Origin of the sequence: Embleya sp. NPDC005575, from assembly GCF_040605455.1 — a bacterium.
GTDB lineage: Bacteria > Actinomycetota > Actinomycetes > Streptomycetales > Streptomycetaceae > Embleya.
Map to the genome: position 1 here is coordinate 22,756 of NZ_JBEXCV010000079.1, position 16,745 is coordinate 39,500.

18 protein-coding genes, 1 pseudogene and 1 riboswitch are annotated in these 16,745 nt (G+C 69.6%); of the genes and pseudogenes, 11 read left to right on the forward strand and 8 right to left on the reverse strand.

The features are described from left to right. The first annotated feature begins 47 nt into the window (after positions 1 to 47). Positions 48 to 1,205, forward strand: a complete 1,158-nt coding sequence (locus ABZS54_RS24740) for an FAD-dependent monooxygenase (protein WP_355540034.1) — start codon at positions 48 to 50, stop codon at positions 1,203 to 1,205. 68 nt (positions 1,206 to 1,273) lie between these two features. Here the strand turns inward: ABZS54_RS24740 and ABZS54_RS24745 are convergent, their stop codons facing one another. After that, positions 1,274 to 1,645 (reverse strand): VOC family protein, encoded by a 372-nt coding sequence (locus ABZS54_RS24745; RefSeq protein WP_355540037.1) that lies wholly within the window; start codon positions 1,643 to 1,645, stop codon positions 1,274 to 1,276. A gap of 486 nt (positions 1,646 to 2,131) precedes the next feature. On the opposite strand from ABZS54_RS24745, the pseudogene ABZS54_RS24750 reads away from it, so the two are divergent. The 3 genes and pseudogenes from ABZS54_RS24750 to ABZS54_RS24760 all read left to right on the forward strand — a co-directional run. Beyond that, positions 2,132 to 2,692: pseudogene (locus ABZS54_RS24750) on the forward strand (DUF5753 domain-containing protein); the annotation flags it as partial. Positions 2,693 to 2,706: 14 nt separating this feature from the next. Beyond that, entirely contained in the window at positions 2,707 to 2,913 is a 207-nt protein-coding gene (locus tag ABZS54_RS24755) for a DUF397 domain-containing protein (RefSeq protein WP_355540040.1), read from the forward strand. Between the two features lie 288 nt (positions 2,914 to 3,201). After that, positions 3,202 to 3,558 carry a peptidase inhibitor family I36 protein gene (locus ABZS54_RS24760; protein WP_355540043.1) on the forward strand — a complete coding sequence of 119 codons (357 nt, stop codon included), beginning with the start codon at positions 3,202 to 3,204 and terminating at the stop codon, positions 3,556 to 3,558. A gap of 62 nt (positions 3,559 to 3,620) precedes the next feature. Here ABZS54_RS24760 and ABZS54_RS24765 read toward each other — a convergent pair whose 3' ends face one another. After that, positions 3,621 to 5,240 carry an alpha/beta fold hydrolase gene (locus ABZS54_RS24765; protein WP_355540046.1) on the reverse strand — a complete coding sequence of 540 codons (1,620 nt, stop codon included), beginning with the start codon at positions 5,238 to 5,240 and terminating at the stop codon, positions 3,621 to 3,623. A 294-nt stretch (positions 5,241 to 5,534) separates the two neighbouring features. Here ABZS54_RS24765 and ABZS54_RS24770 point away from each other — a divergent pair, with 294 nt between their 5' ends. Continuing rightward, positions 5,535 to 6,737: a CHAT domain-containing protein gene (locus tag ABZS54_RS24770; RefSeq protein ID WP_355540049.1), complete on the forward strand. Its 1,203-nt coding sequence runs from the start codon at positions 5,535 to 5,537 to the stop codon at positions 6,735 to 6,737. 61 nt (positions 6,738 to 6,798) lie between these two features. Then, positions 6,799 to 6,939, forward strand: a riboswitch (TPP riboswitch). Then, the gene (locus ABZS54_RS24775) at positions 6,935 to 8,302 is read left to right on the forward strand and encodes a cytosine permease (RefSeq protein ID WP_355540052.1); all 1,368 of its coding nucleotides are present in this window, start codon (positions 6,935 to 6,937) and stop codon (positions 8,300 to 8,302) included. It overlaps the preceding riboswitch by 5 nt. An 88-nt stretch (positions 8,303 to 8,390) precedes the next feature. Here ABZS54_RS24775 and ABZS54_RS24780 read toward each other — a convergent pair whose 3' ends face one another. Genes ABZS54_RS24780 through ABZS54_RS24800 form a run of 5 tightly spaced genes read right to left on the reverse strand, consistent with a single transcriptional unit; the run spans position 8,391 to position 12,268 of the window. Next, positions 8,391 to 9,017: a hypothetical protein gene (locus ABZS54_RS24780; RefSeq protein WP_355540055.1), complete on the reverse strand. Its 627-nt coding sequence runs from the start codon at positions 9,015 to 9,017 to the stop codon at positions 8,391 to 8,393. Positions 9,018 to 9,058: 41 nt separating this feature from the next. Next, positions 9,059 to 9,874, reverse strand: coding sequence for an amino acid ABC transporter permease (locus tag ABZS54_RS24785; protein ID WP_355540058.1), 816 nt, complete (start codon positions 9,872 to 9,874; stop codon positions 9,059 to 9,061). Continuing rightward, complete coding sequence (locus ABZS54_RS24790; protein WP_355540061.1) at positions 9,871 to 10,515, reverse strand: amino acid ABC transporter permease; 645 nt, start codon at positions 10,513 to 10,515, stop codon at positions 9,871 to 9,873. The genes ABZS54_RS24785 and ABZS54_RS24790 overlap by 4 nt, the downstream gene beginning before the upstream one ends. Positions 10,516 to 10,530: 15 nt before the next feature. After that, a complete protein-coding gene (locus tag ABZS54_RS24795; RefSeq protein ID WP_355540064.1) occupies positions 10,531 to 11,484 on the reverse strand; it encodes a glutamate ABC transporter substrate-binding protein in 954 nt (317 codons plus the stop codon). A gap of 13 nt (positions 11,485 to 11,497) precedes the next feature. Further along, complete coding sequence (locus ABZS54_RS24800; RefSeq protein WP_079026558.1) at positions 11,498 to 12,268, reverse strand: amino acid ABC transporter ATP-binding protein; 771 nt, start codon at positions 12,266 to 12,268, stop codon at positions 11,498 to 11,500. Positions 12,269 to 12,556: 288 nt separating this feature from the next. Here ABZS54_RS24800 and ABZS54_RS24805 point away from each other — a divergent pair, with 288 nt between their 5' ends. From ABZS54_RS24805 to ABZS54_RS24820, 4 genes are all read left to right on the forward strand, one after another. Then, positions 12,557 to 12,763 (forward strand): DUF2191 domain-containing protein, encoded by a 207-nt coding sequence (locus ABZS54_RS24805; RefSeq protein ID WP_355540066.1) that lies wholly within the window; start codon positions 12,557 to 12,559, stop codon positions 12,761 to 12,763. Between the two features lie 218 nt (positions 12,764 to 12,981). Next, on the forward strand, positions 12,982 to 13,368 hold the full coding sequence (locus ABZS54_RS24810; protein WP_355540069.1) for a hypothetical protein: 387 nt from the start codon (positions 12,982 to 12,984) through the stop codon (positions 13,366 to 13,368). Positions 13,369 to 13,513: 145 nt separating this feature from the next. Continuing rightward, positions 13,514 to 13,855, forward strand: coding sequence for a VOC family protein (locus ABZS54_RS24815; RefSeq protein WP_355540072.1), 342 nt, complete (start codon positions 13,514 to 13,516; stop codon positions 13,853 to 13,855). Positions 13,856 to 14,171: 316 nt separating this feature from the next. Beyond that, on the forward strand, positions 14,172 to 14,729 hold the full coding sequence (locus tag ABZS54_RS24820; RefSeq protein WP_355540075.1) for a DUF4291 domain-containing protein: 558 nt from the start codon (positions 14,172 to 14,174) through the stop codon (positions 14,727 to 14,729). 236 nt (positions 14,730 to 14,965) lie between these two features. Here the strand turns inward: ABZS54_RS24820 and ABZS54_RS24825 are convergent, their stop codons facing one another. Further along, positions 14,966 to 15,757 (reverse strand): SDR family oxidoreductase, encoded by a 792-nt coding sequence (locus tag ABZS54_RS24825; RefSeq protein WP_355540078.1) that lies wholly within the window; start codon positions 15,755 to 15,757, stop codon positions 14,966 to 14,968. A gap of 202 nt (positions 15,758 to 15,959) precedes the next feature. On the opposite strand from ABZS54_RS24825, the gene ABZS54_RS24830 reads away from it, so the two are divergent. Then, the gene (locus ABZS54_RS24830) at positions 15,960 to 16,565 is read left to right on the forward strand and encodes a TetR family transcriptional regulator (RefSeq protein ID WP_355540081.1); all 606 of its coding nucleotides are present in this window, start codon (positions 15,960 to 15,962) and stop codon (positions 16,563 to 16,565) included. The last annotated feature ends 180 nt before the right edge of the window (positions 16,566 to 16,745 follow it).

Here is a 16,745-nt window from a genome sequence, read left to right on the forward strand (position 1 = left end):
CGTTCGGGCATCCGTACGAAGTCGGATGCGGACAAGGGGAGATGGGCATGCCGATAGGCAGGGTCGCCGTGGTCGGCGGAAGTATCACGGGCTGCGCCTTCGCGCTGGCGGCGGCGCGCGGCGGGGCCGAGGTCACCGTGTACGAGCGCACCACCGGCGAACTCGCCGATCGGGGTGTGGGCATCGCGCTGCACGTCGACCGCTACGTGGAACTCCAGGCCGCCGGCTACATCGACGACAGCACCCCGTGGCGCAACGTGGTCGCGCGCAAATGGCTGGTCGACGACGGGAGTTCGGCGCGGGGTCGGTTGCTCTGGGACCAGTCGGCCGCGTTCCGGATGTACAACTGGGGCCAGCTGTGGCAGGGGCTGCGGCGTCGGGTGCCGGCCGAGGTGGACTATCGCGGCGGCACGCCGGTCACCCTGGGCGCGGACGGCGAGGTGGTGCTGCCGGACGGCACCCGGGAGCACTACGACGTGGTGGTCGGCGCGGACGGGTACGGCTCCGCCGTGCGTACCGCGCTGTTCCCGGCCGCAGTGCCGCAATATGCGGGCTACACGATGTGGCGCGGGAGCTGTGCGTGGGAGCACGAGCCGCTCGACGACCTGATCTCGGTCTGCATCCCGAACGGCCAAGGCGTGATGTACCGCATACCCGACGGTGCGGGCGACCGCATGTCCTGGGGTCTGTACAGCGCCGTGGGCGGCACGGACAACCCGCGGCCGGCGCTGTTGGCGCTGGCCCGCAAGCACTTCCCGCCGTTCTGGGCCGACCTGGTGACCGCCACCCCCGAGAGCGAGACGTTGATCCAGCCGATCAACGACCTGGTGGTGGACGCCTATACGAGCGGTCGGGCGTTGGTGGCCGGCGACGCGGCGGCGATCGCGCGCCCGCACGTGGCGAGCGGCGCGGTCAAGGGCATCCAGGACGCGGTGGCCTTCGAGACCGCGTGCCGGGCGGTGGGCCGGGACGGCTCGTGGGACGACGTGCTGGCGCGCTATCAGGCGGAGCGGCGTCCGGCGGGCGCGGACCTGGTCCGGGTGGCCCGGGCGATGGGCTACGCGATGGTCGAGGACACCCCGGATTGGACCGTCATGACACCGGAGCGCATGGTCGACTGGTGGGCGGCCCAGCACGCCGACGACGGCTTCGGCGGCCATGCGCTGGGCGCCTCGATCGGGACCGGTGAATCGGTGAATCGGTGACGTGGTGAGTGGTGACCCGGTGACGCGGAGGGCTCGGCTGCCGGTGCCGGTGGCGAGTGGCTGCGGGCTCAGGCGCGATCGGCGAGGTGCATGTTGATGTTGAGTACGTATCCGTTGGGGTCGCGGACGAAGAAGCGGCGCACGCCCCATGCCTCGTCGGTGATCGGGTAGACGATCTCGTAGCCCCGATCGCGCGCCTGGGCATAGGCCGCGTCGACGTCCTCGACCTCGATCGACATCGCCGTGCGGCCGGACTGGGCGTCCCAGTCGCAGTCGTCGGTGACCACGATCACCTGCGCGGTCGGGTTACTCGGCGAGCGGAACATCAGGAACCCGGGCTCGTCCATGGCCGGCTCGAAGCCGAGAAAGCCCTGGTAGAAGTCCCGATTGGGGGCGAGCTCGGTGGCGGAGACGCTGGGTACGACGCGGCGGATCTTCATGCGTCCACAGTAGGTACGCGGGCCGACATCACCCGGGCCGGTGGTACTGATCGTCCCGTCGTGGCGAGGGCTCGTGGCGCGAGGTGTCTTCGGATCGGTTACACGTGATGTGCCGGGATCGCTACCGTGTGTGCAGGTGAATTCGCCGCACTGCGATCCCCGCATACGCGAACGCCGGGGCCGGCGCGTGGGGATGGACCAAACGGAGATGCCATGCCCGCACGACCACTCGGAGCCAACTCCAAGCTGGTGACCGCACGACGCACCCTCGGCCTGCACTCGCAGGCCGGCTTCGCCGACGCCTTCGAGGAACACGCCCTTGCGATGGGCATGCGGCTGGCGGTGAGTGTGCGTCAGGTCCGGCGGTGGGAGAGCGCGGATCCGCCCTATCCGACGCCGGACTATCGGCGGGTGTTGGAGGACTTCTTCGGTCGGCCGTTGGCGGCGCTGGGATTTGCGGCGCCGGACGAGCCGAATGACGATCACATGGACGCGGGTTGGCGCGACATCCTGAACGATGTACCCGAGCGGCTGCACCGGCTCATTCGACTGGAGAGCGCGACGCGGAGTCTGCGCAGTTACCAAACCGCGTTCATCCCGGGCCAGCTACAGACGGCGGACTACGCGCTCGCCGCAATCCTGATGCACGACCCGACTCTCTCCATGACCGCCGCCCGCGAAAGGCAGCGTTTGCGGATGGATCGCGTGGAGCGCTTGCTCGCGGCTGAGATTCCCGCGTGGTTCATCGTTGCCGAACCCGCCTTGTACCAGCCCATTGGGAGCCCGCAGGTTCTCGCCGATCAACTCGGACACCTCATCAAGGTCACCTCCGAGCATCCGCGGGTGAGGCTACAGGTGCTCCCGACAGGGGCGCCTTTCGCGGTATCCGCCCCCTGCCTGATCCTCGAACCCAAGCGGGGTCGGTATGTTGCCTGGCTGGAACAACTGACGGGCTCGCTGCTGATCGACAGCCTGGACGATGTACAGGCATTCGGTACCGTGTTCGATCGCCTGCACACGACCGCTCTGTCCCAGGTGGCGTCGCTCGCGATGATCACGGGATGGAGGCAGGAGCTTTGCGGGTCGATCGAGTTCAGCGCGAACCTCGTTGGATCAAGTCCAGCTACACCGGAAATGACGATTGCGTCGAAGTTGCGATCATCAGCTCTGCCCTGGGCATCCGGGACAGCAAAGTACCCCGATCCCCAGTGATATCCGTGGCACACCCGGCCTGGGTATCGCTTGTCGACCTACTCCGGCAGCCATAGCCGCCCTCCGGTTGGAGGCCCGATCCCGGTTCGAGGGACGGGCCTTCGGCCGGGTGGGTCAGTCGAATGGGCGACCAGTTCGGTCAGTGGGCAGGGGGAATAGTCATCGGTGCAGCGTGGCGGCCTGATCCACACGGTGACCAGGCATGCGGAGCACTGGGCCGGATGGGGAGGTCATGTCCCCGATCGGGTGGAAACAACCGACAAGTCTGGCGGGTTCGGTGGTCGGGTCAGGAGCATGGCGGCGTCGCGGTAGTTCGCCGTCGCCGTTTCGATCGTGGAGAACCGATGCACATGCGTACCCTGGCGCTCGGCGCCGCCCTCTCGTTGACCGCCCTCCTCCTTCCGGCGTCGAGCGCGAGTGCCGCGCCGGCCGCGCCGCCGTCCTGCACCGACGGCTCGGTCTGCTTCTGGACCGGCGAAGGATTCCACGGCAGCACGTGGGAGTGGACCTCGCGCAGCGGCTACCGCGATATGCCGCCGGCCTTCCACGACCACGTCGGTTCGGCCGTCTCCAGCACCAGAGCGTGTTTCATCAACTGGAGCCCGCTGGAGAAGCGCGACGTGTTCAACGGCGACTGGCGCTCGCGCTACCTCGGCGACTTCGGTGGCCGGATCGACGGTGTCGGCCCCGGCGCCTGCTGACGCCCCCTGGACAGCAACGGCCGGTCCTTCGTCGGGGAGGACCGGCCGTTGCGCGGGCGAACTCAGTCGCGAACCGGCACCGTCACCGTGGACGGGTCGTTCGCCGGCGACGAGAAGGCGAGTCCGGCGCCGAACGGGTTGTGCTCCAGGTAGAGCGGATCGACCGTGTCGACCACGACGGCGAGGCGGTGGCCCGTCGGGACGTCGTAGGCCGTCGCGTACATGTCGATGTCGACCGGGAAGGCGACCCCCGGTGTCTTCCCGTGGAAGCTCAGCGGCGAGTGGGTCACCAACTTGCCGATGCCCAGCGGGCCGACGTCGTACAGGTAGGCGAAGATCGTTCCGCTTTCGTGCGATGCGGTGACCGTGGTGTGCAGCTTCGTCGTACCGCGCACCTTCGTCTGTGTGCCGTAGCGGTCGCTCTGCCACACGCCCGCGAACGCCCTCGGCAGCAGCGGGATCGAGGCGACCGGCGGGATCTGGAGGAACTGGTCGAGAATGCTGGACAGGAAGACCGTACCGCCGTCCGCCCCGGAGTCGATGTTGGCCAGGATGCGCTGGGTTCCGGTGAGCGCGATGGTGCGGGTCGAGGACGGCACCGGCGGCCAGCTCGGGTAGCCCTCGTAGCCGCCGTCGCCGGTACGGGGCTTGAGCTGTACGGGCTGCTCCCGGTCGATGCCGTTGTCGACGCCCCTGAGATGGTGGTCGAACCAACGGGTCGAATCGGCCCACATGTCGTTCGGCAGTCCGAGCAGGCCGCCCGCCTCGGCGGTGGCGTGGTCGCCGGGACGGAACTCCAGCCGCTTGGGACCGGTCAACTTCCCATAGAAGTCCGCGTATTGGTCCGGCGGGAAGAGCGAGTCGCCCCAGGCGTTGCCGAGCATGATCGCGGCGCCGTTGGCGTTGATCCGGTCCAGGTAGGTCGCGGGCGAGCGCTTGGCGCCCCACGCGAGCATCTCCGCCTCCTTGGCGAGGTTGCCGGAGAGGAAGTTCTTCAGGATCTCGGTGAGTTCGGCGCTTGGTCGACCGGTGAGGAAGCCGGCGCCGCCCAACAGCGCTGCGGCCTGGGCGTGTTCGGTTCGGCCACTGTAGATCGAGTCGATCAGGTCGGCCCAGCCGCTCATCGCGACCACGGCCTTGATCCTGGGATCGAACGCGGATGCGAGCAGGCTGATCCCGGCGCCGTACGAGACGCCGGCCATGCCTATTCGACCCGGATCGGCGGGCGTGTTGGCCAGGGCCCAGTCGATGACTCTGGACGCGTCGGCGATGTCCTCGGGCCCGGCCGTCTCGATTTCGCCACCGGACTGCCAGAAGCCGCGAGAGTTGTAGCCGATCACGACGTAGCCCTTGTCCGCGAGCTTTTGCGCGGGGACGACGTACTCGATCTGTGGCATCGCCCAACTGGTCGGCAAAATCACGATCGGGTAGTGGGTGCCGGGCGCGCCGCCGGTGGGCGTGACGACATTGGCGGCGAGCTTGGTGCCGCCGTCGCCGGGGATGTCGACGAAGCGCGGGGACGTGCCGGCGGCGGTCTGCACGGCCGCCGTCGGGATGTGCGTGGGGACGGTGCCGGCCGACGCGGCGGGACCGAGGGTGGTCCCGGCAAGGATCGCGGCCGAGACGACGGCGACCGCACGAGCGCGCACACGAGCGCGTGAACGCATGCGGAATTGACCCATGAGGGTCTCCTGACGTCATGGTCGGGGCGTGGCCCGACCCACGAGAAAGCATGGTGAAGCGACGCCCGGGGACGGCGTCTGAAGGTGACTCACGAGTAAGTTACGCGCCGGTAAATCAGGACGGAAGAGGCACGAGGCACTCCACCGCGCGAGGTTTTGTCGGCGGGGTGGCGACGACGACGGTCGCGACGAGGGGTGGAGCCGGGGCGGGCTCGGGGGTTTCTCGACCGCGGCATCGGTGAGTGCCGCTCCCCGCCCCGGTACCGTGGTGCCGGCCGGCGGGGGCAAGCGGGGGTGAGCGTGGAGGACGTCGACGCGGAGACGCGGCGGGCGTGGGAACGGGGCGAGCGCGGTCGGGCTCGGTGTGCCGAGGCGCTGAGCGCGCAGTCGACGGACGAGGGTCCGGACACCGTGCGCGAGTTGTTCGCGGAGGCGATCGAGTTGCTGACCGACGCGCTCGGCGCGCTGGACGGGGCCGATACGCGCTGGCCGGAATTCGCCTACGCGGCGGGCATCGGGTACGCCGCGAGCGCGGCACCGACCGGTGATCGGCGGGCCTGGGACCAGGCGCGGATCTGCTTCCGGCGCGCGCACCGGGCCGCACCGGCGGATGCCCACCTGCTCCGGGCCGCCGCGCAGGTGGCCGCGGCCCGGATCGGCCTCGACCCGCGCGGCACGCCGTGGCGCACCCTCCTCCACCCGCCGTCGGCCGGTGAGATCGCCGCCGCTCTCGGCCGACTCGGCACCGATGCGCTGGTGCAACTCGTACCGGGAGCCGCGGTGCTGAGCGGCGCCGACGGCACGACACGGGTGCTCGACCTGCCCGAGCTCGACTACGGCCTGGACCTGGCCGAGGGCGACCGGGAGAACTGGGCCGACATGCTCGACGCGCTGTGCGAATGGGCCTGGACCGCGGTGATGGAACCGGTACTGACCGCGCTGCCCGGCTCGTTCGGCCGCGCACCGTCCCTGGTCCTGCTGCCCGCCGGACCGTTCGGCATGGTGCCATGGCATGCGGCCTGGGCGCTCGTCGACGGCCGCCGTCGGCATGCGCTCCAGGACGCGCAGATCTCCTACATCGGCGCGCCGCGCTTGCTGTGCGAGGTCGCCGCGCGGCCGGTGAGCGTGCCGGCCCGGCGGTACCCGATCGAGATCGGCCGGGCCGCCGGCGACCCGATCGCTTTCGCGCCGGCCGGCGGTCACGACGAGACCTGGCGGGTGGTCGCCGAGTACCTGACGGCCGGCTCCCACACGGTGGTGTCGACGCTGTGGCCGGTGGACGACACGACTACCGCGCTGGTGCTGTACATGGCCCACCACTACCTCGACCGCCGTGACCTGTCCCCGGCCCAGGCCGTCCGCATCGCGCAGCTGTGGCTGCGCGACCCCAAGCGCGGCATCCCGGCCGCGATGCCGGTCGAACTGGCCGCCCGGGCCCGCGCGATCGTGCCGGACGACCTGACCGGCTGGGCGGGATTCACCCACTCGGGATGCTGAGCGCGAGCGTGCGTTTCCCCACCCCGCCTTCCCAAGCGACCCGCGAGGCGCGTACTGTTCGCCACGCCATCGCGGGAGCTCGGACCAACCGGGCTGAGAGGGCGGCATGGGGTGTCGGCGTCGAGCCGGCGCGCCCGGGGCCACCGACCGCTTGAACCTGACCGGGTAATGCCGGCGTAGGGAGAGCAGGTAGAGCCATGTCGGCTCCAGTCATCGACGACGCACGCCCCGAGGTGCCGCACGCCGGCGCCGAGGCACCCCTGATCCTGGATACCGCACCGCCCCGCACCCTGGGATTCCGCGACCAGGCGGCGTTCTGGGCCAACCTCGGCGTGAGCCTGCTCGGCTTCTCCGGCGCCCTGTACGTGCTGGCCCCGGTCGGCTATCCGCAACTGTCGATGGTCGCCGCGATCGTCGCGGCCGTCGGCGGCACGCTGATCGGCACGCTCATGGTCGCGGTCGCCGGCATCCCCGGCGCCCGCAGCGGTGCGCCCGCGATGACCGTGCTGCGCGGCCTGTTCGGCACGAAGATCTCGTACGTCCCGACGGTGTTCAACATCGTCCAGTGCATCGGCTGGGGCACCTTCGAGCTGCTGGTGATCTCGATCGGCATCGAGGCGATGACCGACGGCGACGGCCCGCACTGGTTGTACATCGTCGCCGCCGGCACGGTCACCACGGCGATGACGCTGCGCCCGTTGGGCATGCTGCGGATCCTGCGCCGCTACGTGACGATCGCGGTGGGCATCGCGATGCTCTACTTCTCGATCCAGCTGTGGCGCGAGGGCCTGCCGCCGATGACCGAGGGTTCGTGGTCCGGGTTCTTCCCGGCGATGGACGCGGCGCTCGCGGTCGCGGTCTCCTGGGTCCCGCTCGCGTCCGACTACACCCGCCACTCGCGCGGCACCAAGCCCGCGTTCTGGGCCGCGTTGAGCGGCTTCTCGATCACCAGCATCTGGTGCTACCTGCTCGGCCTGGTCGCCCTCGCCCAGGTGGGCGGCGACCCGGACAAGATCTTCGACTCGTTCCTGGGCGTCACCGCCGGGTGGGTGTTCTTCGCCGTCCTGGTCGTGCGCGAGGTGGACCAGAGCTTCGCCAACGTCTACAGCACCGCGATGTCCATCCAGAACCTCGCACCGCGTGTGGACCGCCGGGTGCTCTGCCTGGGCGTGGGCGCGCTGGTCACCGCGTTCGCGCTGATGGTGAACGACTTCGACACCTACGCGAGCTTCCTGTCGCTGATCGGCTCGATCTTCATCCCGCTGCTGGGCGTACTCGCGGTGGACCTGTTCGCCGGGCGCGGTCGGTCCGGCTGGGACCTGGGCGACCACGCGCCGGCCCGCGCGGTGATGATCGCGCCGTGGGCGCTGGGCTTTTGCATGTACCAGCTGATCAACCCGGGTTCGGTCGAGTGGTGGGCGACGTTCTGGGGCAACATCCAGGACGCGCTGCACATCCACGCGCAGGTGTGGACCTCGGCCTCACTGTTCTCGTTCGCGCTCGCGGGCGCGACCGCGTATCTCGCGGTCGCGTGGGACCGGCGGCGGGCGGTCGCGGCGCGTTGAGGTGGACCGGCCGCGTCGGTCGGGTGCCTCCTCCCGACGCGGCCGTGATCCACCCGCGGAACCTGCCGGTACTGGTCCGCTCCGCCGATCAGGGCAGCTTCACCACGGTCCCGCTGCCGGACGTCCGGGACACGCCCTGATCCGTCGGGCCGAAGGCCGAGACAAGATCCGGGGCCGACCAGCGGCGCATGTCGACGGGTGCGGTATCGGAGGGGCCCGGGTAGAGGCGGTACAGGGTGCCCGAACCGGCGATCGGGACGTCGCCGTGCACCAGGGCCACGAACGCGCGGCCGGCGGCGAGTTGTTCGGCTGGGTCGAGGTGTATCGCGGTACCGCCGACGCCTTCGCGCACACGGACCGTGAAGACGTCGACGCCCTCGTCGGCGTCCCGGCGGTACTCGGTGACCTCCGCGGCGCGCCGGCCGCGAATCAGCACCCGGTCGGTGGTCGCGGCGGCGATGATCCGGGCCAGGTCGCCGAGCGTGGCTCGGCCTCCCGGGGCGAAGTGGATGCGCAGGTCGCGGGCCAGTTCGGCGAGGCGGTCGGTGTGCCGGAAGACGTTGTGCAGGCCGTCCTGGCCGGACAGGTTCAGGTCGGTCCACTGGGCGGTGCGGGTGGTCAGGTCGACGGTCATCGGGACGCAGATCCGCGCGTCGCCCGCCAGGTCGAAGCGTTGCCGGACCGCGCTCGGATCGAACGTGCGCCCGGCGGCCACCGCGTCCAGATCCTGGAAGCCGGCGAACGGCGGACGCGTCGTCAGGCGGCGGCGGTCCTGCGTCGGCGTCGACCGCTGCTTTCCAGGTAGCGGGCCAGACCGGAGAGGAGCATGCACATGCCGATGTAGATCGGCGCGATCACGATGACCACCGGGATGAACGGCAGGCTGTAGTCGAGGTTGGTGGCGATCTGCTTGCCGGCGTAGAGGAATTCCTCGTAGGAGATCAGGTAGCCCAGCGAGGTGTCCTTGAGCGTGACCACCAACTGGCTGATGATCGTGGGCAGCATGGTGCGGACCGCCTGTGGGATGAGGATGCTCACCATCACCGTGGTCTTGCGCATGCCCAGCGCGTAGGCCGCCTCGCTCTGCCCCTTGGGGACCGCGTTGACACCGCCGCGGAAGACCTCGGCCAGGACCGATCCGTTGTACAGGGTCAGTCCGAAGATCAACGCCAGACGGGGTTCGACCTTCATCGCGATGAAGATGAAGAAGATCAGCACCAGCACCGGCATGGCCCGGAAGAACTCCACCACCAGGCCCGACAGCCAGCGCACCACTCGGTGGTCGGAGAGTCGGCCGGCCGCGAACACGGCGCCGAAGGCCAGCGAGAGTGCCGCCGCCCACGCGAAGATCTGAAGGGTGTTCCTCAGGCCGCGCAGCAACAACTTTTGCACGCCCACGTATTCGAATGGTGCCCACTTGTCGTAGGCGAACTGGTCGGTGTCGAACAGCTTGTAGACCACCCACGCCAGCACACCCACCAACAGCACCGTGACGATCCAGCCGTAGGTGCGGTGCCGGGCCAGGGCCCTGGGCCCGGGGACGTCGTACAGCGCCGAACTCTCGGTACTCATCGGGCCACCTCCAGGCGCTTCTCCAGGAAGCGGAACAGGGCGCTGATGGACAGCGTGATGATCAGGTAGCCGACCGCGATCCACATGAACGTGACGACGATGTCGTAGCCGAGTTCGTTGAGCGTGCGGTACGTGCCCAGCAGTTCGACGACGCTGAACGAACCGGCGATCGCGGTGTTCTTGGCGAGCGCGATCAGCGTGCTGCCCACCGGCGGGATCACCGCGCGCAGCGCCTGCGGCAACACGATCAGGTCGAGCGTCTGGCCGAAGTTCATTCCCAGACTGCGGGCCGCCTCGCCCTGACCGACCGGCACCGTGTTGATCCCGGCGCGGACCGCCTCGCAGATGAACGCCGAGGTGTAGCAACCCAGGGAGAGCACCGCGAGGGTGAAGAACGGGAGCACTACGCCGAATCGCGGCAGACCCAGCACGACCGCGAAGAACAACAGGGTGAGCGGGGTGTTGCGGAGCACGGTCACCCACGCGCCGCCGAGGATGCGCAGCGGCCGGACCGGGGAGACCCGGCATCCGGCCATCAGCACCCCGAGCACGAGTGCGATCGCCGAGGCGGCCAGGGTCAGTTCGACCGTACCCACGAAGCCCTTGCGGAACAGGGCGAAGTTGTCGAGCAGGACGTTCATCGTCGACGCCTTCCGCTAGTACCGGTCCACCGGCGGCGGCTGCGGAGCCGGTACGCCGGAGAGGCCGAGGGTCGAGTCGTAGGCGCGTTTCCAGTCGCCGTTCTGTTCGTGCGCGACGATCGCGTCGTCGAGCGCGAGGCGGAAGTTGCGATCGCCGCGCGGCACGCCGATTCCGTACGGTTCCTTCGAGAACGGCACTCCGGCGAGCCGGAGTTGGTCGGGCACCTTCGCGGCGTAGCCCTTGAGGATGGTGTCGTCGGTGGTGACGGCGTCGACCTGGAGACTGATCAGGTTGTCCACGCAGACCGAATAGCTGTCGTAGGCGACGGCCGTGGCCTTGGGGTAGTCGGTGACCAGGCGCTGGTACGGGGTGGAGCCGGCGACCGAACAGACCTTCTTGCCGGCCAGGTCCTGCGGGCCGTTGATGTCCTTGTCGTTCTTGCGCACCAGCAACGCCTGACCGGCCATGTAGTACGGGCCGGCGAAGCCGACCAGCTTCTTGCGGTTGTCGTTGATCGTGTACGTCCCGACGTAGTAGTCGACTTCGCCGTTCTGCAAGGAGGTCTCGCGGTTGGCGGAGGTGATCGTCTTGAACTCGATCCGGTCCGCCGGGAAGCCCAGTGACGCGGCCATCATCTTGGCGATCTCGATGTCGAAGCCCGAGTAGTAGCCGGTGGCCGGGTCCTGCTGGGCGACATACGGCTGGTCGGCCTTGGTGCCGACGATCAGTCGCCCGCGCGACTTGGCCGCGCGGAAGGTGGGCGAGTCGAGGGTGACGTCGGTGGCGACCTGATAGGACGGCAGGTCCTTGGCCTTGGGGCCCTTGGGCGGGGGAGTGCCGGACTTGCCGCACGCGGCCAGCAGCAGGGTGGCGAGGAGGAGGGCGAGCAGGGCCGCGGTCTGTGGTGTGTTGCGGAGGGCGACGGGAGTGGTGCGGGCGCGGGTTCGAGTGCGGGTGCGGGTGCGCATGTGCGATCCCCCGTCAGTGCTTGAGGATCTTGGACAGGAAGTCCTTGGCCCGGTCGGTCTCCGGGTGGTCGAAGAAGTCCTCGGGCCTGCGCGACTCCATGATCCGACCGTCCGCCATGAACACCACACGATTGGCCGCCGAGCGGGCGAAGCCCATTTCGTGGGTGACCACGACCATCGTCATGCCCTCGACCGCGAGCGTGCGCATGACTTCCAGGACCTCGTTGATCATCTCCGGGTCGAGCGCGGAGGTCGGCTCGTCGAAGAGCATCACCTTGGGGTCCATCGCCAACGATCGGGCGATGGCGACCCGCTGTTGCTGACCGCCGGAGAGCTGCGCCGGATACTTGGGTGCCTGGTCGGCCAGGCCGACCCGGTCCAGGAGTTCGCGCGCCTTCTTGTCCGCCTCCGCCTTGCTGCGCTTGCGTACCTTGATCTGTGCCAGAGTCAGGTTCTCCAGCACGGTCTTGTGCGCGAAGAGGTTGAACGACTGGAACACCATGCCGACTTCGGAACGCAGCCGGGCCAGTCCGCGACCCTCGGCGGGCAACGGCCGGCCGTCGATGGTGATGCTGCCGGAGTCGATCGTCTCCAAACGGTTGATCGTGCGGCACAGCGTCGACTTGCCGGAGCCGGAGGGGCCGATCAGGACGACCACCTCGTTGCGCGACACCGTCAGGTCGATGTCGCGCAATACGTGCAGCGACCCGAAGTGCTTGTTCACGCCGGAGAGGACAACGAGTGGGTCTTCCGAGGTCACAGGTATCCGACTCGCCTTCGACACGGGGGCAGGGGCCGCGTGCAAGCGCACGTGCCCGGTGCATGGACCCCGGCGGATCGATTCAGTCGCGTCGGCGCCGCCAACCCCCCTAACGGCCGATAGAGTCCCCTCGCGCGGGTGACACGTGCACGGTCGGCGGTCGGCGGTCGGCCGGGCGCCCGGACGGTCGGGCGTGCGGGTACGGGTGCGTGCATTCGGGCGCGTGACCGGGCCGGTGTGCGGACCGGTGCGCCGGTCTCGCGCCGGCGGGCGTGGGTTCGGACGGAGCGGGTCGAGTCGAGGGAGTCGTCGATGGCCAAGGTCAACATCAGTCTGGACGCGAACGTCGTGATCGAGGTCATGGTCCTGTCCGGCGTGCGCAACGCCCAGGACGCGATCGAGGCGATCGTGCTCGACTACATCGCACGCGGCCACCGCACCGAGGCACTGACCGGCAACGTCGAGGACCATCGGCGCACGGTCGAGGAGCGCGAGCAGCGCAATCCCGTCATCGAGTAGCGGGCCCGGGCCCCCGGTGCGTACTTGCGTCCGGCCCGGTCGGATTTCGGCGGGTCGTCACGCGGCTCGTCACGTTGTTTGTCACGCGGCTTGTCATGTGTCGCGGTCGCATTGTCCCGAGCCGCTGTACGGGGCCCGAGGGCACTGCGCGAGAATGGTTGGTGACACGTGCGACACGGAGCCACGGGTCGGGCCGGTGGGGGACGAGGTGCATACGCATGCGGTTGTGGCTGTCCTATTTCGCGTTCATGACCTCGGTGGGCCTGACCAACCGTACGAGCGACATCTGGCGCAGCGCGCGTGTGACCGACGACATCGTGTCGGCGTGCCGCGCGTTGCCGCTGGGTGACCCGGCTCGGCGCGGGTTGGTTCGGGCGATGGGGCTGGTGGCGATCCAGATGTGGTGCGTGTCCATCGTGATCGCGGTGTCGCCGTGGTTCGCGGCGGACGACGAGAGCCCGGCGGCGTTCTGGGGCTATCTGTCGATGGTCGCGGTCGTGGTCCTGCTGGCCGTCGCGGTGATCGAGGCGACGGTGATCCTGTACAACCGGCCACGCAACCTGGTCGCGCCGCACATGCGGGCGGAGCGCGGCATACTCCGCTGACGGCGCGGAGCGCGTCCGGGGACGAGGGCCGGCGCGCAGCCGCCGCCTTTCTCGCGATCTCGACGTAGGGCGGACGGGGCGGGGCGAGGCGAGGCACGCGGTGACCCGTGGCGGGAGCTCCGACCGGGTACGAAAGACTGCGCACATGACGATCACATCGGTGACAGTGCGTCGACACGTACCGGACTTGGACGCGGCGATCGTGTTCTACGAGCGGCTGAGCGGTGAACCGGCGGCCCGATTCGCCTTCGCCGGGCTGGAGTTGGCCTCCACCGGGCCGTTCCTGGTGTTCACCGGACCGGACGAGGTGGCGGCCCGCTTCGCCGGGGTGGCCGCCACCCTCGGCGTCGAGGACCTGGACGCGACAGTCGCCGACCTGATCGCCCACGGCGCCACGTCGATCGCCCCGCCGACGGCCACGCCCAACGGACGCCGCGCGGTCCTGCGGCACCCGGACGGCGGGGTCTTCGAATACGTCGGCATCTGAGCGACCGCGCCGGGATCGGGGCCGCCGTCGGGTTCGACGGCGGCCCCGATCTCTGTCAGCTGCCGGCGACGAGCTGCGCCGGGCCGAACGCGTTGCCGTCGGCGTCCGGAGGAGGACGTACCTGACCTCCGTCACATCGGGCCCTGCGGGCGCTTGCGTCGAAGACGAAGACGCCTTGCTGTCCGGCGTACTTGCCACCGCCCGGCACGACGACACTTGGCGCGGCCAACAGGTTGTAGTGAGTGATGGCACATCGTGAGGGTGGTGCGGAAAATGCGTGGCCCGGCGGTCGGAGTGCCTGACAACGTGGCTCGGCATGGTGATGCTGCGGCAGATTCGGGCCGACTTCGATGCCACTTCGTTGGTGGTGTACCAGGCATATGCGCCGGCCATCGCCGAACCGGCTTTGCGGGAGGGGCGGTTCGTGGCGCCGTTCTCGTTCGGGCGGATGACGTGGGTCAAGCCGTCGTTCTGCTGGTTGATGCACCGCAGTGACTGGGGCCGGAAGGCGGGCCAGGAGCGGGTGTTGGCCGTGCGGATCAGCCGGGCGGGGTTCGAGCACGCGCTCGGGCGGGCGGTGTCGACCGAGGGATCGGTGGCGGGCGCCGCGGTGCACGTGCAGTGGGATCCGGAACGGTCGTTGCGTGGCGCGGCGTTGAACCACTACAGCATCCAGGTCGGGATCGGGCGCGACTTGATTCGTACCTTCAACGACGAGTGGATCGTCGGCATCACCGATCTGACGCCGTTGGTGCGGCGGGTGGCCGGACTGCTCAAGGATGGGCGGGCGGCTCAGGCCCAGCGGTTGTTGCCGGCGGAGAAGCCGTATCCGCTGCCTGCGCCTCTTGCGCGTCGGGTCGGCGTGGACGGCTGAGGGGGCTTTTGGGCCTCGGGCCTCGGGTTCAGGGCTGCGGGATTTCGGGTGCCTCGGGGTGGCGGGCCGTTGGCTGTTCGGGCACTGGTGTCCCGGGTGTCGCCGGCCGCTGGTTGGACCGGCCGGCGGTACGGGGAGCGAGCCGCTGGGAGTTGGTGATGGTGAAGCGGGAGTGGCTGCGAACCGGACGGGCCCGGGTACGCGGTGGCCCGAGGTGCGCGCGTAGCTGGAGGGCGTCAGGCGTGGGTTCCGCCGTCTACCCGGATTTCGGTCCCGGTGATGAAGGCGCCGTCGTCGGAGGCAAGCATGGCGATGACGCCCGCGATGGCGTCGGGGCCGGCCATCGGGGCGCCGCCGGATTCCAGTTCGGTGGCCAGGATGGGGGAGAGCTTGGCGAACAGCTCCCAGTCGGTGTCCGCCGGAAGGTAGCCCGAAGTCGCGTCGGTGATACCGGACTTGATGCTGCCCGGGGCGACGTTGACGGCACGCAGACCCTGCTTGCCGTATTCGAGGGCGAGGGCGTGCGTGAAGGACTGGATGCCGCCCTTGCTGGCCGCGTAAGCCGCCATGTACGGGTGGGCGAAGGCCGCCGAGGTCGAGCTGAAGTTGACCACGACGCCGTTGCCGGTGGCCAGGAGGGCGGGCAGTGCCTCGCGCGTCACCAGGAACGTGCCGGTGAGGTTGACCGTGATGATCCGGTTCCACAGGTCGAGCGAGGTCAGGTGGGTGTGTTCGGCGCGCAGGATGCCGGCGGCGTTGACCAGGACGTCGAGGCCGCCGAGTTCGGCTACGGCGGTACGGACGCCTTCGGCTACGGAGGTCTCGTCGGCGATGTCGACGATGAGGGTGGTGAGGCGCTCCGCGGTGCCTTCCGTCGTGGCGAGTTCGCGGGTGTCGGCGAGGCCGTCGGCGACCACGTCGGCCGCGACGACCCGGCCGCCTTCGCGGAGCAACCGCAGGGCCGTCGCCTGGCCGATGCCGGAGCCGGCGCCGGTGACCAGGACGCGGCGGGTGTCGAAGCGGTTCATGCGAATGCCTTCTTTCCGGGCGGGTGGTTGGTTCCCCCGTTCTTGCACGTTACGCCTAACGTGCACGTTGTGCCATCAATTCATCGGGCGGCATTAGACTGGACGGATGGATGCTGCTTCGGTCGGTACGGATTCGGTTGGTTCGGACCAGGTGCCTCGTGCGGCTCGCCGTGGGGGGTCTGCCCGAGTCGGGCGGCCTTCGTTGACGGAGCGGCGGAAGGCCGATACCCGGACCGAGGTGTCACGGGCGGCGATCCGGCTGTTCGCGGAGCGTGGGTTCGACGAGACGACCGTGGAGGACATCGCGGAGGCATCCGGAATGGCGCTGCGGACCTTCTACCGCTACTTCCGGAGCAAGGAGGAGACCGTCGCGCCGGTGCTGTCGGCCGGGATCGCGGACTGGGTGGAGCGGCTGGCGGCGTGTGACCCGGCGGTCGGGCTGCTGGAGGCGATGACCACCAGTTATCGCGCGGCGATGCGGCATGCGCGGGAGGTGGACGGGGTCGACGACGAGCAATTGCGGGTCGTGCTGCGGACCGCGGACGGGCATCCGGCGTTGCGGGCGGTGTGGTTGGGGGTGCACCACGACTGCGAGGAGCGGTTGCGGCCGGTGATTGCGGCGCGGGTGGGCGTGGGGGTGGACGGCTTGGCGGGGGACGGGTTGGCGGTGGACCTGGCGGCGGGAGCGGCGAACGTTGCGGTTCGTGTGGCGATGCGGCGGTGGGCGCTGGAGGGGAGGGGTGACGCTGCGGATCGGGTGGCCGATGCCTTATTGCGGGTCGCCGAGGGGGGCCTTTTGCGCACGTGAGGGTGGGGGGTTTGGCCTCAGTCGCCGGCCGGGCTTGGCCTCAAGCGCCGGCCGGGCTGGGTGGCCTCAGTCGCCGGCCGGGCTTGGCCTCAAGCGCCGGCCGGGCTTGGCCTCAAGCGCCGGCCGGGCTGGGTGGCCTCAAGCGCCGGCCGGGCTGGGTGGCCTCATGCGCCGGCCGGG

What these genes read in the sequence shown, in the direction of transcription:
- ABZS54_RS24740 (WP_355540034.1), top strand. Translation starts at nt 48, where the DNA reads ATGCCGATAGGCAGGGTCGCCGTGGTCGGCGGAAGTATCACGGGCTGC.
- ABZS54_RS24745 (WP_355540037.1), bottom strand. Translation starts at nt 1,645, where the DNA reads ATGAAGATCCGCCGCGTCGTACCCAGCGTCTCCGCCACCGAGCTCGCC.
- ABZS54_RS24755 (WP_355540040.1), top strand. Translation starts at nt 2,707, where the DNA reads ATGGAGGCAGGAGCTTTGCGGGTCGATCGAGTTCAGCGCGAACCTCGT.
- ABZS54_RS24760 (WP_355540043.1), top strand. Translation starts at nt 3,202, where the DNA reads ATGCACATGCGTACCCTGGCGCTCGGCGCCGCCCTCTCGTTGACCGCC.
- ABZS54_RS24765 (WP_355540046.1), bottom strand. Translation starts at nt 5,240, where the DNA reads ATGGGTCAATTCCGCATGCGTTCACGCGCTCGTGTGCGCGCTCGTGCG.
- ABZS54_RS24775 (WP_355540052.1), top strand. Translation starts at nt 6,935, where the DNA reads ATGTCGGCTCCAGTCATCGACGACGCACGCCCCGAGGTGCCGCACGCC.
- ABZS54_RS24785 (WP_355540058.1), bottom strand. Translation starts at nt 9,874, where the DNA reads ATGAGTACCGAGAGTTCGGCGCTGTACGACGTCCCCGGGCCCAGGGCC.
- ABZS54_RS24790 (WP_355540061.1), bottom strand. Translation starts at nt 10,515, where the DNA reads ATGAACGTCCTGCTCGACAACTTCGCCCTGTTCCGCAAGGGCTTCGTG.
- ABZS54_RS24795 (WP_355540064.1), bottom strand. Translation starts at nt 11,484, where the DNA reads ATGCGCACCCGCACCCGCACTCGAACCCGCGCCCGCACCACTCCCGTC.
- ABZS54_RS24805 (WP_355540066.1), top strand. Translation starts at nt 12,557, where the DNA reads ATGGCCAAGGTCAACATCAGTCTGGACGCGAACGTCGTGATCGAGGTC.
- ABZS54_RS24810 (WP_355540069.1), top strand. Translation starts at nt 12,982, where the DNA reads ATGCGGTTGTGGCTGTCCTATTTCGCGTTCATGACCTCGGTGGGCCTG.
- ABZS54_RS24815 (WP_355540072.1), top strand. Translation starts at nt 13,514, where the DNA reads ATGACGATCACATCGGTGACAGTGCGTCGACACGTACCGGACTTGGAC.
- ABZS54_RS24820 (WP_355540075.1), top strand. Translation starts at nt 14,172, where the DNA reads ATGGTGATGCTGCGGCAGATTCGGGCCGACTTCGATGCCACTTCGTTG.
- ABZS54_RS24825 (WP_355540078.1), bottom strand. Translation starts at nt 15,757, where the DNA reads ATGAACCGCTTCGACACCCGCCGCGTCCTGGTCACCGGCGCCGGCTCC.